At 64.0% G+C, this 14411-nt stretch carries 17 protein-coding genes; 9 read left to right on the top strand and 8 right to left on the bottom strand.

The genetic code is table 11. The features are described 5' to 3' along the window. Both Q8R73_RS11560 and Q8R73_RS11555 read right to left on the bottom strand, forming a co-directional pair. A complete protein-coding gene (locus Q8R73_RS11560) occupies nt 1-1293 on the bottom strand; it encodes an IS4 family transposase (RefSeq protein ID WP_305719677.1) in 1293 nt (430 codons plus the stop codon). Between the two features lie 230 nt (nt 1294-1523). Further along, nucleotides 1524-2675 (bottom strand): zinc-binding dehydrogenase, encoded by a 1152-nt coding sequence (locus tag Q8R73_RS11555; RefSeq protein WP_305719676.1) that lies wholly within the window; start codon nt 2673-2675, stop codon nt 1524-1526. Nucleotides 2676-2954: 279 nt separating this feature from the next. Between Q8R73_RS11555 and Q8R73_RS11550 the strand changes: the two genes are divergently transcribed. The 5 genes from Q8R73_RS11550 (at nt 2955) to Q8R73_RS11530 (ending at nt 6326) form a co-directional block, all read left to right on the top strand. Beyond that, entirely contained in the window at nt 2955-3569 is a 615-nt protein-coding gene (locus tag Q8R73_RS11550; RefSeq protein ID WP_305719675.1) for a PilZ domain-containing protein, read from the top strand. 331 nt (nt 3570-3900) lie between these two features. Next, the gene (locus Q8R73_RS11545; protein WP_305719674.1) at nt 3901-4521 is read left to right on the top strand and encodes a transglutaminase-like cysteine peptidase; all 621 of its coding nucleotides are present in this window, start codon (nt 3901-3903) and stop codon (nt 4519-4521) included. A 343-nt stretch (nt 4522-4864) separates the two neighbouring features. Beyond that, on the top strand, nt 4865-5170 hold the full coding sequence (locus Q8R73_RS11540; protein WP_305719673.1) for a hypothetical protein: 306 nt from the start codon (nt 4865-4867) through the stop codon (nt 5168-5170). A gap of 101 nt (nt 5171-5271) precedes the next feature. Then, nucleotides 5272-5769, top strand: a complete 498-nt coding sequence (locus tag Q8R73_RS11535; RefSeq protein WP_305719672.1) for a hypothetical protein — start codon at nt 5272-5274, stop codon at nt 5767-5769. 389 nt (nt 5770-6158) lie between these two features. After that, nucleotides 6159-6326 (top strand): hypothetical protein, encoded by a 168-nt coding sequence (locus Q8R73_RS11530; RefSeq protein ID WP_305719671.1) that lies wholly within the window; start codon nt 6159-6161, stop codon nt 6324-6326. A 29-nt stretch (nt 6327-6355) separates the two neighbouring features. Here the strand turns inward: Q8R73_RS11530 and Q8R73_RS11525 are convergent, their stop codons facing one another. Both Q8R73_RS11525 and Q8R73_RS11520 read right to left on the bottom strand, forming a co-directional pair. Beyond that, nucleotides 6356-6886: a gamma carbonic anhydrase family protein gene (locus Q8R73_RS11525; RefSeq protein ID WP_305719670.1), complete on the bottom strand. Its 531-nt coding sequence runs from the start codon at nt 6884-6886 to the stop codon at nt 6356-6358. A gap of 47 nt (nt 6887-6933) precedes the next feature. After that, nucleotides 6934-7263 (bottom strand): hypothetical protein, encoded by a 330-nt coding sequence (locus Q8R73_RS11520; protein ID WP_305719669.1) that lies wholly within the window; start codon nt 7261-7263, stop codon nt 6934-6936. A gap of 225 nt (nt 7264-7488) precedes the next feature. On the opposite strand from Q8R73_RS11520, the gene Q8R73_RS11515 reads away from it, so the two are divergent. Further along, a complete protein-coding gene (locus Q8R73_RS11515; protein WP_305719668.1) occupies nt 7489-8199 on the top strand; it encodes a hypothetical protein in 711 nt (236 codons plus the stop codon). A gap of 45 nt (nt 8200-8244) precedes the next feature. On the opposite strand, the gene Q8R73_RS11510 is transcribed toward Q8R73_RS11515, so the two are convergent. Both Q8R73_RS11510 and cysE read right to left on the bottom strand, forming a co-directional pair. Then, complete coding sequence (locus Q8R73_RS11510) at nt 8245-8463, bottom strand: DUF3126 family protein (RefSeq protein ID WP_304737509.1); 219 nt, start codon at nt 8461-8463, stop codon at nt 8245-8247. Nucleotides 8464-8593: 130 nt separating this feature from the next. Then, nucleotides 8594-9421 (bottom strand): serine O-acetyltransferase, encoded by an 828-nt coding sequence (gene cysE / locus Q8R73_RS11505; protein WP_305719667.1) that lies wholly within the window; start codon nt 9419-9421, stop codon nt 8594-8596. Nucleotides 9422-9713: 292 nt separating this feature from the next. Here cysE and Q8R73_RS11500 point away from each other — a divergent pair, with 292 nt between their 5' ends. Beyond that, complete coding sequence (locus Q8R73_RS11500; RefSeq protein WP_305719666.1) at nt 9714-11066, top strand: hypothetical protein; 1353 nt, start codon at nt 9714-9716, stop codon at nt 11064-11066. On the opposite strand, the gene Q8R73_RS11495 is transcribed toward Q8R73_RS11500, so the two are convergent. Continuing rightward, nucleotides 11052-11804 (bottom strand): alpha/beta fold hydrolase, encoded by a 753-nt coding sequence (locus Q8R73_RS11495; RefSeq protein WP_305719665.1) that lies wholly within the window; start codon nt 11802-11804, stop codon nt 11052-11054. The genes Q8R73_RS11500 and Q8R73_RS11495 overlap by 15 nt on opposite strands. A 53-nt stretch (nt 11805-11857) precedes the next feature. Further along, a complete protein-coding gene (locus Q8R73_RS11490) occupies nt 11858-13006 on the bottom strand; it encodes a hypothetical protein (protein ID WP_305719664.1) in 1149 nt (382 codons plus the stop codon). 222 nt (nt 13007-13228) lie between these two features. Between Q8R73_RS11490 and Q8R73_RS11485 the strand changes: the two genes are divergently transcribed. Further along, nucleotides 13229-13474 carry a zinc-finger domain-containing protein gene (locus tag Q8R73_RS11485; RefSeq protein WP_305719663.1) on the top strand — a complete coding sequence of 82 codons (246 nt, stop codon included), beginning with the start codon at nt 13229-13231 and terminating at the stop codon, nt 13472-13474. A 7-nt stretch (nt 13475-13481) separates the two neighbouring features. Beyond that, the coding region (locus tag Q8R73_RS11480) for an FAD-dependent monooxygenase (RefSeq protein ID WP_305719662.1) at nt 13482-14411 on the top strand (930 nt) is incomplete at its 3' end.

The raw sequence follows: 14411 nt of genomic DNA, 5'->3' as shown, positions 1-14411 counted from the left end.
CTAGGGCATGCACACATCTCTAAGGCTCCATCCTGCAGCGACGGCGTGGAAGTATTCGAGGCCGTTTTTCATGGTGATAGGGCCAGGTGGTTTGGACGAGGGATAGCCATCCCAACCGCCGAGACGACTAATGACCCAGGTAGCCCAGGCAAGACTGTCGGGTGGATGCGGGTTCCTGAGCCGCTTGCTTTGGGCTTCAAGATTTCGGTTGAGAGCGGTGAGCGTTGCGACCGCGCTGGCATCGAAGGCGAGCCGAATGGGCTGATGGGCACGGCCGTCACGCGCCTGCAACAGCTGGATGGTGATGACCGCAGCCTTGGCAGCAATGACGACCAGCTTAAGAAGCCGTTCGGCGGTGGCGACCTGGCTGTCCTCCAGCCTGAAGCCCTGGGTCTTGAGAACGCGGAAGAATTGCTCGATCAGCCAGCGCCGCTTGTACCATTCGACGATACGCCAGGCCTCTTCCACCGTCGTCACCGGGTGGGTGGTGAGAAGCCGCCAGCGCAGTGGCTCTGTGCCGGCCCGGGCATCTGGTTCACGCACATCGACATAATTCAGCGGCAGGCTTTTCGGCAAATGGCGCAGAAATTTGTTCTGCGGCCGGGCCAGGTTCACTGCGCCGAAGCGCAGTTCGAGCTGTGCGATCCGCTCAGCCCGTTGCGCGCGCGCCGGCAATACGATGGCGCGCTGGTCCACGACGGCCAGGGCTTCGCTGGCCGCATACAGGCCGGTGCCATCCGCGAGCTTGCGATCATGCATGCTGCGGGCGATCACATGGAAACGCCTCTCGGCCGCGTTGGCATAAAGCGCGAAGATGTCGCTCTCGCGATCCCCGAGCGCGGTCATCATGGCCGCCTTGGCAAGCAGCGGCTTGGCCGCCAGCGCGGTAGCGATCCAGCGCTGGGATTCCTTGTCCGACAAATCGCGCAGATCGTGCGAGACGGTACAGCGGCCCTGGCGGGTCCATACATGACCGCTTACCAGACCGAGACAGATGCCGTTATCAGCGTCTACCGCCAGCATCGGGTGCAGCAGCACTCCACGACCGTTGCCCTTGCCGATCTCCCCGAGCCCACGCCGGCGTTCCGCCGTGGTTGCGAAGTTGATTTCGCTGGTATCCTGGATCGCCAGCACATGGCGGCCTTCCGCCGCCGCCGCTGTACCCTCGCTCCAGCTTTCGATTACGCGCTCGGTCGTCACCTTGGCGTTGCCGAGAAAGCGGTTGAACCGCACCTCACGGCCCCGGACCCCTTTTGCCAACCGCCGCAGGCAGACATCCTTGCCCGCGACCATGCATTCGACAAGCGCCGCCCCCCTTTATCGAGACGACGATCCCCGAACCTACCCAACGACCAGTCAATCTGAACCCGCATGCTGACACCCCTGCCAAAGCCGAAGTGCCACCAAAGAAACCACACGGATTCCCGATTCTGGAATCCCCTTGGCCTGACCCGAGTCAATCCGCCGCACCAGATGTGTGCATGCCCTAGCGCGTTCGCGGGGACGACATGACGCCCGCAAAATCACTCCGCCAGTTCCGGCCACGGCACGATGGTCGACTTCACCGTCTTCATCGCCATCGCGTCCGCCACCGCGCGGCCGATGCCTTCCTCGGTGAAGGGGTAGATCGTCTGCATCTCCAGCCACGGATACTTGTTGCGGGTGCGATAGAGCATGTCGACGCCGAGCGGCAGATCGTTGCCGGTAAAGCCCCAGGAGCCGAGCACGTTGAGGTCCTTGGTGCAGATGCGATGCCAGGAGGTGTTGATCGAGCCGGCATCGGTGAACTGGCCCATCTCGACATAGGTGCCGCCGTCGCGCAGCATTTCGATGCCTTCGGGGCCGGCGCTCGGATGGCCCGAGCAATCCATCACGAGATCGGCGCCGAAGCCGCCGACGATATCGCGCACCGCCTTGATGCGCGCTTCCGGCGTGGTGACCGCTTCGATATCGACGGTGGCTTCCGCGCCGAACTTGCGCGCCAGCTTCAGCCGCGGGTTTTCCGGCGCGCCGACGCATATCACCCGCCCCGCTCCCATCTCCTGCGCCGCCGCGACCGCCAGAATTCCGATCGGGCCGGAGCCCTGGATGACGACGGTGTCGCCCCAGGTGAATCCGCCGGCGCGGGTGGCGCGGTTGAAGGCGCGGATGCACGAAGTCAATGGCTCCGACAGTGCGCCGAGCCGCAGCGACATGTCGTCCGGCAGCTTGTAGATCTTGGTACCCGGCAACATATCGAGATCGACATAGACATATTCGGCCCAGCCGCCCCACAGATGCGGCGCCTTGTCGAAGCCGAGATAGCGGCCGTAATACACCGGCGTCAGGCACTTGTTGGCGCTCTCCGGATAATGAATGCAGTAATAGCAATTCCCGCACGGCATCAGCGGCGGGATCATCACCTTCGATCCCACCGTGAGCGGCTTGCTCATGAAGTCTTCCTTGAATTCCGAACCGACCTCGACCAGCACGCCGCCGATCTCATGGCCGAGCGTGAACGGCCACGGCAACGGCTTCGGCCAATGACCTTTCAGGATATGCAGATCGGTGCCGCAGACGCCGCAGGCGCCGACTTTTATCAGCGCCGCCTTCTTCGGAATTATAGGCCATGGCACGGTGCGAATGACCGGCTGGGCGCCGGGCCCGTCATAGGTGGCGACGCGGATCTGTTGCATGTTTCCTCCGGCCCTTCGGTGAGTGTTGGTTTTGGCTGCGTGGGCGGAGCGAAGTTAGGTCAAGTCGGCCGGGATGCCAATGATCGGCGGCGTTGACGGCAGCGTCGCTTGCGACTCGGTTTGCACCATGTGCCGGTATTGCTGTGGGGGGCTACCGGACCGTGGCCGCACTACCTCAAAATGGGTTGCCTACCCTTCTTGCAACCTCCGCTAACCCCTCGTTAACCCTGCTGGCCGTAGGGTTCGGAGACACCGAAAAGCCGGTGGTCGGGTGGCGAGATGGCGTTAGCGCACAGAAGAACGATTTTGCCGGCCGCCGAGGAGCGCCGACGCTTCCAGCGGGTGAAGGTTCATCTGCTCGGCCGCTATATGCTGCCGGACCGCCGCGAGTTTCCCTGCCAGATCATCAATATGTCGCCGGGCGGGCTCGCCTTGCTGGCGCCGGGCATCGGCAATGTCGGCGACCGCGTGATCGCCTATCTCGACCATATCGGCCGGGTCGAGGGCAAGATCACCCGCATCATCGACAATGGTTTCGCCATGACCGTGGGCGCCACCGCCCGCAAGCGCGACAAGCTGGCGGCGCAGCTGACCTGGCTCGCCAACCGCGACATTCTCAATCTGCCGGAAGACCGCCGCCACGACCGCATCATCCCGCGCAACCCGATTTCGCTGCTCACGCTCGAAGACGGTACCAAGATGACCTGCCGGATCATCGACATGTCGCTGTCCGGCGCCGCCATCGCCGCGGAAAACCGCCCGCCGCTGAAATCGCTGGTGCTGCTCGGCAAGGTGCAGTCCCGGGTGGTGCGAAATCTCGATGAAGGCTTCGCGCTGGAGTTCGTGCACGAGCAGTTGGCCGAGACGCTCGAAGACAGCGTTACCGCGCGGTAAAGCGCTCTAGCCTGCCATTCCCTTGTTCTGACCAGACCTGAAGGCGGTATCCGCGTTGCGGATGCCGCCTTTTGGCCGTTTGGCGCCTGCCTTTCAGGGTTAATGCCGCGGGCTTTTGCCGCCACAAATCCAGCAGCGACGGGCCCGGGCGCGTTAATCGCTAAAATTTGAATCAATTGCCGATGTCTAAAATTCTAATCTAATTTTATTCAAGTATAGATCAAATTATCCGCGAGATTTACTTGTATTCGCCTCAAATGTACTTGGCATACTTAGCGGCGGCGCAAAACCTTTGTGCGAAACATGGTCCCAACAAGAAACGGGGGCCACAATGTTTGGTTTGGGACAGGGGAAAGGACTGGCGGTCGTCGCCATTCTGATTGGATTGAATGCGCCGGCGCAGGCTGCGGGTGAGACGCTCTATGCGAGCCTCGGCGACACCTCTCGACCGCCGATCGGCTGGGTCGAATTCTGCGCCGACAATCCCGTGGATTGCCGGGGCCGCGCCTCGCAGCCGCGCGATATCGTGATGTCGCAGACGGCATGGCGGGACCTCGTACGGGTCAACAAATGGGTCAACGAGAGCGTCAAGCCGCTGACCGACATGGATCATTGGGGCACGATCGAGAAATGGTCGTTGCCGACGGACGGCTACGGCGACTGCGAGGACTACGTGCTGTTGAAGCGCAAGATGCTGATCGACGCCGGCTGGCCGCGCGAAGCGCTGCTGATCACGGTGGTGCGCGACAAGAAGGGCGAAGGCCACGCGGTGCTGACCGTGAAGAGCGACAAGGGCGAGTTCGTGCTCGACAACCAGAACGAGAACGTCCTGGCCTGGACCGAGACCGGATACCGCTTCGTCAAGCGTCAATCGCAGAGCGATCCCAATCTATGGGTCTCGCTGGGCGACAACCGCCCGGCCGTTGCCACCGCCAGCGCCAGGGATCGCTGATAGATCGCCGACAAGGAATTACAGGACACGCGACCCGGTCACATCCCCACCCCTCCCCGTCCCAGACCGGATCGCGCGCGGCCAGCTCTCCCCCAAGAGCTGGCCGCAACTTTATATAAACCATTGATTTAAAACATATTTATTGCGAATCTGGAGTCGTCCCAGCGACCACCGCTATCTTTGCATGGGGTTGTTTTTCGATATTTTGTTCGAAGCACCACCGCGGCGCGGCTCCGACCGCCCCGGCAACGCCCGGTGGAGGACCCCGCCACCGGCCCCCTCTTCCCTTTACCGCTCCACCCGATGCCGCTAGGATTTGGTCGGAACCGAAAACGAGGGCGTGATGAAGCTGAAATTGCTGGCTGCCGCGGCGCTGCTCGTGGTCTGCGTGCCCGCCATCGCCGCCGACGCCGACCTCCGCGTTCATCGCCAACGCGCTCAGGCGATCTATGCCGCGCCGCTGATCATCGACTTCTCCCGCAATTACGGCCCGGCCGATTTCTATCCGGGAACGACGGCGCCGCCGGACCGCGTCGTGGTGCCGTTGAATGAGCGCCCCTACGGCATCTATGATGGCTTCGATCGCTATTGCGGGCAGTCGACCGCGAACTACCGCGGCCAGGACGGCCGTCGACACCCGTGCCTCTGAGCGGCCAGTCGCCGCTCCGCGACTTGTTGGAATAGCGCCGTGCCGGTCGGCAGGCGTCGAGCGTGCTGGAACTTTCGCCTGATGGCGGGCTTTGGAGTCCCATGATCGAATTCAACGATACGAAAAACAGCGGCCTCACGCGTTTCAGTTCGCAGCCCATTGCCCTCGCCGCCGCTATCCTGGTCGCCCTGGTGGCCGGAGTCGGATCCATCGCGCTGTGGCGCGGCTACACCGGCGCCTCGCCCGAACCCGACCGCGTCGTTGCCGTCAGGCAGTTGCAGGCCCGCACCGCCCAGGCCTCCGAGCAACTGGTGGAGAAAACCAAGGGACTGGAAGCTACCCAGCAGGAGTCGATCGACCAGTTGCAGGTGGTGCAGGATCAGTTGCTTACCGTCAGGCGGCTGCTGGCCGCGCAGCAAGCCGAGACCAAGCGGCTGTCCGACCAGGTGGGTAGCCTGACCAGTGCGATCGACGGTCTGCGCCAGTCGTTCGCGAGCGCTCCGGCTTCCGAACCCTCGGGCCCACCGTCGGTTCGAAAGCCGGTCAAGAAAAAGCCCCGCGCGGCGTCGCCTGCCAAGCGAGCCACTCCACGCAGCTAGCTGACCCCTGCCGGCGCCTTTGGCGGGTCATCGCGCAGGCCCGCCACGCCAAACGCGCGTCACAACTTTTTATCGCCGATTGTGAACTGGATCACATATGCCCGTAGTGTTCCGGGGCATCATTCAATTCACCGGATGGCGCAAGCCAATTTCAATATCCGGGGCTGGCAAGGCCGTTGGCGTCATACTGCGTCGACGGCCTTGTTTTTTTCTCCGGCATCGCCGCTTTCATTCCCGGCCGGACGGCCGTCAGGGCTACCGGCCGCGCTGCGCGGAACCTTTACGCGCCGGAGCGCTTGAACTCTCCCAGGCCGCTGTTGCAGCGGCACACAGCCATATGCGCAGAAGCGAACCTGGCCTGCTTAGCGTCAACAACGGGAATGCAGTTCATGACGACCGACCCGGATCCGTTCGAACGAGGCGAGCGCGCCGCACGCAAGAACATTCCTGCCGAAGCCAATCCGTACCAGGACGGCAGCGACGAACATGCGCTCTGGGCCGCCGGGCACGAAAAACAGGCCGGCGAAATGGAAGCCCGTCAGTCGGAAGGAAATTGAAGCGGCCGCAGACCTGAGCCTGTTTGCCTTCAGCCGATCTTCTTCATGCCTTTTTTGAATCGCGCCCCATTGGCGACGTAGAACTTCGCCGCGCTTCCCATCTTGGCGACTTGCGCCGGATCGAGCGTGCGGATGACCCGCGCCGGCGACCCGATGATCAGGGAATATTCGGGAAACTGCTTGCCTTCCGTGATCACCGAGCCCGCGCCGACCACGCTGCCGCGGCCGATCCTGGCGCCGTTCATCACGATCGAGCCCATCCCGACCAGCGCGTCATCCTCGATGGTGCAGCCGTGCAGGATGACGTTGTGGCCGACCGTGCAGTTCTTTCCGATGGTGAGCGGAAACCCCATGTCGGTATGGCAGGTCGAGTTGTCCTGCACGTTGGAATTCTCGCCGATCTCGATCCACTCATTGTCGCCGCGCAGTACCGCGCCGAACCACACGCTCGCGGCATCGCGCAAACGGACCCTGCCGATCACCGTGGCGGTGTCGGCGATGAAGAAGTTTCCGTCCGCGGGGAGTTCGGGCGCCTGCCCGTCGAGTTCGTAGATCGCCATGCCCAATCAGTCTCCGGTTCGCGGCGACCTTGGCATAGACGTATGCCTCAGGCCAGCACTCCGGCGGCGCGCAGCGTCATCAGGAAAAACGTGCCGGACATCAGGCTCCAGAAACCCGCCAGGATGGTCGCCATCATCACGAACTGGAAGCGGCGGCGTTCGATCCGCGCGCCGCGCAGCGTGTTGCGCATGATGATGAAGGGGGCGGCGAACACCAGGAACGGTACCGCGGCGAAAGCTTTCGGCGCCACGCCGGTTTGCAGCAGTCCGAAGCCCGCCGGGCGCTGCACCAGGGCCTGATAACCGCTGGCCAGCGCGCCCGCCAGCGCGAAGCCGACGCAAAGCGAAAACAGGGAATTCAACGCATCAGGCGACATCGCACGGACTTTCGCTACACAACCAGCCAACCTCCCCTGCATCGCAAAATTGACCGGCGGCCGCCATACTATCCTTAAGGAAAGGTTAACGTCGCGGGCTGGAACCGCTCCACGGACATGGCTCGCGCGGCGGCCAACCGCGCGAAATCGTGCGGAAGCCCGCCGGCGGCGTGGCATATTTGCGGGTGATTCGGTCCCTCGGGGCCACCTCAAGCTGTTTGGTTCATGACACTCTTTTCGTCCGCCCAGCACACCGCCCGCCGCTCGCGACGGCGCCGCCGCAGTCACGTGATTCCGGTCGTGGTCGGGGGCGTGATCACCGCGTGCGCGATGGCCGTGGTCGGCTACCTGCTGTGGCCGACCTGGGGACCCAGGACGTCGAGCGCCCCGACGCGGCTGCCGGTGAGCGTTGGAGGCACCATCTTCAATGTCCCGACCATGGCGGTGCGGCGAAAGATCCAGCGCCATTCCGGACCGCAGGAACGCGTCGATCTCAACTTCACCTTTCCGGCGCTCGAAGCTCCCGACGCCCCGAAACATGTCAGCGCCGATACCGTCGAGGAATCGATACAGCCGATCGACCGGATCTTCCTGTCGATTTCGGCGCATCACGACACGCTGGCGCCGGACGCCCGCATGCGCACCATCTATCCGCGATATCTCGAACCGGCCGCGCCGCCCGAACAGGACGGCCTGACGATGCGTGCGTTTCGCGACGGCACGCCCTACAGCAACGAGGATCTGGTGCTGGCGAAGGCGCCGAATCTCTATGCGCGCTGCACGCGCGACGCCGCCACCCCAGGCATGTGCCTGAGCGAGCGCCGCATCGAGGGCGCCGACCTTATGTTTCGCTTTCCGAGGAGCTGGCTGGCGCAATGGCGGGACGTCGCCAATGCCATGGACCGCCTGACGCTGCAATTGCGCGGGCCGAAGTAACAATGTCGCCCGAGAAGTGACCGGAAATCAGGACGAGGCCGGGCTTCAGCCCTGATCGACCAGATCCTCCTCGAGGATCGCCATCTGGAACTGGAACGAGCGGTCATCGTCTTCATCATCGACGAACAGCACGCCGATGAATTCCTCGCCGATATAGACCTCGGCCGAGTCGTCCTTTTTCGGCCGCGGCACCACGCGAAGCTTTTGATTGCCGAACACGCGCTTGAGATAGGCGTCGAGTTTCCTGACTTCCTGAACGTCCACGGCAGTCTCCAATAGTTCTCGAGGTTTCGGGAAGTTCTAGGCCGGGACGAGGTGAACTGCCAGCCCGACTTGCAGAATTCGGCACGCGATTCCCGCTCGCATCATGCTTTGGCGGAATGACCGCTGGAAATCAAATTCCAATCGCGTTGATCATCTGATCCATGGTGCGTGACGGCTCGGCGCAGCCGGCCTCGCCGACGATCCGGGCGGGAACGCCTGCCACGGTGACGTTGTGCGGTACCGGCTTCACCACCACGGAGCCTGCGGCGATGCGCGCGCAATGGCCGACCTCGATATTGCCGAGAATCTTGGCGCCCGCCCCGATCAGCACGCCGCGACGGATTTTTGGATGACGGTCCTCGTGCTCCTTGCCGGTGCCGCCAAGCGTGACGCCATGCAGGATCGAGACGTCGTCCTCGATCACCGCGGTCTCGCCGACCACGAAGCCGGTGGCGTGATCGAGGAAGATGCCGCGACCGATTTTCGCGGCGGGATTGATGTCGGTCTGGAACACCGCCGATGCGCGGCTCTGCAGATACCAGGCAAAGTCCTTGCGGCCCTTGTGATAGAGCCAGTGCGCCAGCCGATGGGTCTGGATCGCATGAAAGCCCTTGAAATACAGCAAGGGATCGATGAACCGCGATGTCGCGGGGTCGCGGTCGAACACCGCCACCATGTCGGCGCGGAAGGCGTTGCCGAGATCGGGATCATCGCGCAGCGCCTCGTCGAAGGTCTGGCGGATCAAATCGCCCGACAACGCCGAATGATCGAGCCGTTCGGCGATCCGATGCACCACGGCGGCTTCCAGCCGGTCGTGATGCAGCACGGTCGAATAGATGAACGAGGCGAGCTCCGGCTCGCGGCGGACGATATCTTCCGCCTCGGTCCGCACCCGATCCCAGATCGGATCGAGTGCCGCCATTTTGGCACCCTGCGGATTGATCTGATGCACTGCCATCGGCTGCTCTCGCAAATTCTGATTTTCCCGGCGCGCACCATAGCACGACGGGCAGACGGCTGTCCCGGCTCCGGCCAGGTGAGCCGCGGCCAGGCCAGGAAACGGCGCCAAAGCATTGCAACGGCACGATTTCCTGCCGAGGCGGCACCGCTTCCAGCCGGCGTCGGCTCAAAATGGCGCGCCATTCGTGAAAATCAAGCGGGCCGGGTTCCAACTATTTGTGGATTTCCGCATGCCAGCCGGGGCATGCTGGCCGCAAACGCAGGGGGGATACAGCATTACTACGCGAATCATGCATGCGCGCGTGACCGATCCGGCTTGGGTCTGGATGTCGGCGGTCGCGATTCCCCTGTTGCTGGTGCTCCCGGCGCTGTGGAACGGCTATCCGCTGCTGCAATACGACACCGGGGGCTATCTGGCCCGGTGGTACGAAAGCTATCTGGTCCCCAGCCGCTCCACCGTGTTCGGGCTCTATCTGCATTTCGGCGAGGATTCGAGCTTCTGGATCAATCTGGGTGTGCAGGCGCTGGCGACGCTGTGGATCCTGCAACTGACGCTGCGCGTGTTCGGCCTGCTCCGGCCATGGCGGCTAACGGCGATCAGCCTCGCATTGATCCTGACCACGGCGCTGCCGTGGCTCGCCTCCACGCTGCTGACCGACATCTTTACCGGCCTCTCGGTGCTGGCGCTGTTCATCCTGGTCGTGCACGGGGAGCGGATTTCCGGCGTCGAAAAATGTTCGCTGTTCGCCTTCACGGCCTTCGCCGGCGCGACCCACAGCGCCACGCTGGCGGTGCTGCTCGGGCTGTGCTGCGCCGGCTGGATCGCGCGCCCCTTTCTGCGCGAACGGATCGCGGTTTCGGGATTGCTGCAGGGCAGCCTGACGCTCGTCGCCGGCTCCGCCATGCTGCTATCCGCCAACTTTGGCTTGTCAGGACAGCTGGCCTGGACACCGGGAGGCTACGGCGTTGCGTTCGGCCGGATGCTGCAGGACGGCATCGTCAAACGATATCTCGACGATCATTGCCCGCAGCAGAAACTGAAGCTCTGCCCGCATCGCCATGAATTGCCGGCCACCGCCGACGAATTCCTGTGGGGCAGCAGCGTGTTCGACGATCTCGGCCGTTTCAAGGGCCTGGACGACGAGATGGGCCTGATCGTGCGGCGGTCGCTGGTCGAATATCCGCTGCGGCAGGCCGGGGCCGCCATCGTCGCCACCGCGCAGCAACTGGTCCATGTCGGAACCGGCGAAGGCACCAACGGCCTGGTTGGCCACACCTACGGGATCATCGAGCGTTTTATCCCTTCGCAGATCAAGCCGATGCGTGCCGCGTACCAACAGCACCACGACATCGACTTTCCCGCCATCAACCGGCTCCACGTGCCGGTCGCGCTGGCGTCGATGCTGGCGGTCGTTGCCATTTTCGCCAGCGCGGTCTGGCGGCGGCGGCTCGACGATCTCACGCTGCTCGCGGCCACGGTCACGCTCGCGCTGCTCGGCAATGCCTTCGTTTGCGGCGTGATCTCGGGGCCGCATGACCGCTACGGCGCGCGGCTCGCCTGGGTCGCGAGCTTCGTCGCGCTGATCGCGCTGGCCCGCTATTTCACGCGCAACGACGAATCCCACACCTCACTTGCGGCGTGACAGAAATTCCAGCACGCCCGCCTTGTAGACCTTGTCGCCGACCGCCCGCATGTGGTCGCGGTTCGGAATGTGGAGCACATCGGCGCCCGGGATGATCTTTCCGAGCGCGTCCGCCGAACCCGCGATGTCGTCCGTGGTGCCGACCGCGATCAGCACCGGCACCGCAATGCCGGCGGCGTCTTCCCGGGTCATCAGCCGGCGCGAGCCGCGCAGGCAGGCCGCCAGTGCCCGGCGATCGCTGCGGGTCTGGTCGGCGAAGGCGCGAAAGGTCCGTCCCACAGGATCGGTGACATCCTCCAGCGACGGCGCCTCGAGCGCCGCCGCGACGTTTTCGCCGGGGCCGCCGCCCTCGATCAGGCCAATCCCGATGCCGCCGAGAATCGCCGAGCGCAGCCGCTGCGGCGATTGCCGCGCCAGCACCGCCGTCATCCGCGAGCCCAGCGAATATCCCATCACGTCGGCGCGCTCGAGCGCGAGGTGATCCATCAGCGCGATCACGTCGCCGGCCATGATGGCGATCTCGTACTGCGCCGCGTCGTAGAGCTTGCCGGACGCGCCATGCCCGCGGTTGTCGAGCGCGATGACGCGACGGCCGGCTTTTCTCAGTTCGGAGACCCAGGTCGGATAGACCCAGTTGACATTCTTGGTCGAGGCAAAGCCGTGCACCAGCAGGATCGGATCGCCCTCGCCTTCGTCGAGATAGGCAATTTCAACATCGCCGTTGTGAAAACTCGGCATTGGCAATTCCGCATTTTTCGGGAAGGAGATGGGACCGGCAATCGGCGGTGACCTTAGCCGTGCGCGACGGCGCCTGCCAGCGATGCATCGGGCGTGAGGGCCGCCGCCGCCAGTTGCCGGCGCAGCCGCCGTGCTTTCTTGCGGCGCAGATAGGCCATGGTCATGCGTTCGGTGGTGGCCTTGATCGAGGCCACAAAACCGGCCAGCGCAACCAGCGCGCCGAACACCCACATCGTCATATTGAAGGCGCCCGCGACCAGCAGGAGCGCGCCGCGGCCGAGCACTTTCAGGAACGCGCGGGTCTGGCCGCCCTTGGCCTCCGCCAGCCGCGCGGCGCGCGCGACATCCTTGGGGCCTTCGGCGATTTTCAGGGTGTCCTTTGCGGCGCGGATACCCGCCTTCTCGCCGACCCGGCCGACGTCCTTGGCGAGGCGCACCAGCGCGCCGGCCTTCTCGGCGCGGAACGCGGCCTTGATCGCGGTCATGGTCTGGACCGGGCGCAGCACCGAACCGGAGGCGATGGCGTGCTGCAGAACAGGGGTATCCACCATCTCGCGCGCCGAACGGCCGGCCCACAGCGTCAGCCCCTCGCCCAGCCGCCCGACCTTGCGGGCATCCTTGACCAGCGTGAGCCCGGCGCGCAGCGGCGCGACGCCGCCGACCGAGACATAGGTCGCCGCCGTCACCACGAGGCCGACCGCGGCAAGCCCCAGCACCAGCTGGTCGGTGTCCTCGCCGGTCGCCAGGTTCTTGCCTTCGCGCACCACGTCCCGGATGTCGCCATAGACGAAGAGATCGCCGGCCACCGTACCCGACAGGCTGGCGACGTCGTCGGCCTCGCCGATCACGAACCCGGTGAGGAAGCGTTTTGCCATATGCGACGTCGAATTGTGTTCCGCGACCTTGTCGCTCACACGTTTCAAAAGGTCGTCGCCGAGCGGGATATTCCTTTCCCGGGCGAGACTGACGAAACTGTCGGCGAGATCGGCGTCGTTGGCGGCGAGCGCGGCCTCGATGTTCTCTGCGATCAACGCGGCGTTGTTCCGCAACGCGGAACTTAGCTGCGCATCGGAAAGCTCGACCGGGTCGTCCTGCGCCGCCAGCACGGAAAAGGAGTCCCGGGCGTGCGGCCATAGTTGCGCAAACGCCACGGCGAACACCACCATGCCGACCACCGCCGGAACTATCCTCCGCCGCTTCATCCCGAAAACCCTTTGCGCTGCCTTCAAGATGGTGTGCCGTTTTTCGGACACAACAGCCCCGACGAAAGAAGGGCTTCTCCGGGACGACAAGATTGTGTCGAATTTGCATGAGCAAATGAGCTCCCGGGGGCTCTAGGAATCAGCACTTCCCGCCAGTAACAGTAGCGCGCGGCGCATCGAGCCTGCCGCGTCCACCGCATTTGCCATCCAGGGTGAAATACAATGTCCGACCACGTCGTTCCGCACTTCCACAATGATGCCGGCGTTTCGGTCATTGAGATCGGTTCGAAGGAGTTCATGTGCGTGGGCGCCAATCCGCCGTTCGACCACCCCCACGTATTCCTCGACCTCGGCAACGACAACGAGATCATCTGCCCCTATTGCTCGACGCTGTATCGCTATGCCGCCGACCTCAAGGCAGGCGAAGCACGCCCTCCAGAATGCGTGTTGAAGGACAAGGTCGCCTAAAACGCCTGTGGCCGATTCACGCACCATCGTTGTCGCTGGTGCGGGTATAGGCGGACTGACGGCTGCGCTGACGCTCGCCGCGCGCGGCTTTCGCGTCATCGTGCTTGAGCGCACCGAAAAGCTCGAAGAAGTCGGCGCAGGGCTGCAGCTATCACCCAATGCCAGCCGCATCCTGATTGATCTCGGTCTCGAGCCGCTGCTTGCCCCTCATGTGATCGCGCCCGAGTCGATCAGCATCATGACGGCCCGCACCGGCAAGGAGATCGGTCGGATTCCGCTCGGCGAATCCGCCACCCTTCGCTATGGCGCGCCCTACTGGATCGTACGCCGTGCGGACCTTCAGTCCGCGCTGCTTGCACGCGTGGCTAGCCATCCCGACATCGATTTGCGGCTCGGCGCACAATTCGAAGACGTCGCCGTCAATCCCAAGGGCGTCACCGTCGATCAGCGCAGCGGCACGGCGCGGCAGCAGGAGCAGGCTCTGGCGCTGATCGGTGCTGACGGCGTCTGGTCCAGCGTCCGCCATCGGATTTTTCCGGAAGCGCAGCCGCAATTCACCGGCAGCATCGCATGGCGCGGCACCGTCGATGCATCACAACTGCCGCGCGGCTTCATGACGCAGCGCGTGCAACTCTGGATGGGCGCGAACGCTCATCTGGTCGCCTATCCGATGTTGGGCGGCAAGCGCATTAACATTGTCGCCATCGTCTCGGGCGAATGGAACAGGCCGGGCTGGAGCGAGCCCGGCGACGTGGTCGAGATCGCCAATCATTTCGCAGATCCGCACTGGCCGGTCGCCGCGCGCATGATGATCGGCGCAGTCGATAGCTGGCGGAAGTGGGCGCTATTCGCGATGCGCGACGGCGGCGTATGGAACAAGGGGCCGATCGCGCTTCTGGGCGACGCATCGCACGCGATGTTGCCGTTCGCGGCGCAG

The organism is Bradyrhizobium sp. (genome assembly GCF_030697065.1).
Classification (GTDB): domain Bacteria; phylum Pseudomonadota; class Alphaproteobacteria; order Rhizobiales; family Xanthobacteraceae; genus Bradyrhizobium.
The sequence above is the reverse complement of the archived record's forward strand: the minus strand, read 5'-3'. Positions and strand labels throughout refer to the sequence as shown.

What these genes read in the sequence shown, in the direction of transcription:
- Q8R73_RS11550 (WP_305719675.1), top strand. Translation starts at nt 2,955, where the DNA reads ATGGCGTTAGCGCACAGAAGAACGATTTTGCCGGCCGCCGAGGAGCGC.
- Q8R73_RS11485 (WP_305719663.1), top strand. Translation starts at nt 13,229, where the DNA reads ATGTCCGACCACGTCGTTCCGCACTTCCACAATGATGCCGGCGTTTCG.
- Q8R73_RS11490 (WP_305719664.1), bottom strand. Translation starts at nt 13,006, where the DNA reads ATGAAGCGGCGGAGGATAGTTCCGGCGGTGGTCGGCATGGTGGTGTTC.
- cysE (WP_305719667.1), bottom strand. Translation starts at nt 9,421, where the DNA reads ATGGCAGTGCATCAGATCAATCCGCAGGGTGCCAAAATGGCGGCACTC.
- Q8R73_RS11515 (WP_305719668.1), top strand. Translation starts at nt 7,489, where the DNA reads ATGACACTCTTTTCGTCCGCCCAGCACACCGCCCGCCGCTCGCGACGG.
- Q8R73_RS11555 (WP_305719676.1), bottom strand. Translation starts at nt 2,675, where the DNA reads ATGCAACAGATCCGCGTCGCCACCTATGACGGGCCCGGCGCCCAGCCG.
- Q8R73_RS11560 (WP_305719677.1), bottom strand. Translation starts at nt 1,293, where the DNA reads ATGGTCGCGGGCAAGGATGTCTGCCTGCGGCGGTTGGCAAAAGGGGTC.
- Q8R73_RS11530 (WP_305719671.1), top strand. Translation starts at nt 6,159, where the DNA reads ATGACGACCGACCCGGATCCGTTCGAACGAGGCGAGCGCGCCGCACGC.
- Q8R73_RS11520 (WP_305719669.1), bottom strand. Translation starts at nt 7,263, where the DNA reads ATGTCGCCTGATGCGTTGAATTCCCTGTTTTCGCTTTGCGTCGGCTTC.
- Q8R73_RS11545 (WP_305719674.1), top strand. Translation starts at nt 3,901, where the DNA reads ATGTTTGGTTTGGGACAGGGGAAAGGACTGGCGGTCGTCGCCATTCTG.
- Q8R73_RS11525 (WP_305719670.1), bottom strand. Translation starts at nt 6,886, where the DNA reads ATGGCGATCTACGAACTCGACGGGCAGGCGCCCGAACTCCCCGCGGAC.
- Q8R73_RS11500 (WP_305719666.1), top strand. Translation starts at nt 9,714, where the DNA reads ATGCATGCGCGCGTGACCGATCCGGCTTGGGTCTGGATGTCGGCGGTC.
- Q8R73_RS11495 (WP_305719665.1), bottom strand. Translation starts at nt 11,804, where the DNA reads ATGCCGAGTTTTCACAACGGCGATGTTGAAATTGCCTATCTCGACGAA.
- Q8R73_RS11540 (WP_305719673.1), top strand. Translation starts at nt 4,865, where the DNA reads ATGAAGCTGAAATTGCTGGCTGCCGCGGCGCTGCTCGTGGTCTGCGTG.
- Q8R73_RS11535 (WP_305719672.1), top strand. Translation starts at nt 5,272, where the DNA reads ATGATCGAATTCAACGATACGAAAAACAGCGGCCTCACGCGTTTCAGT.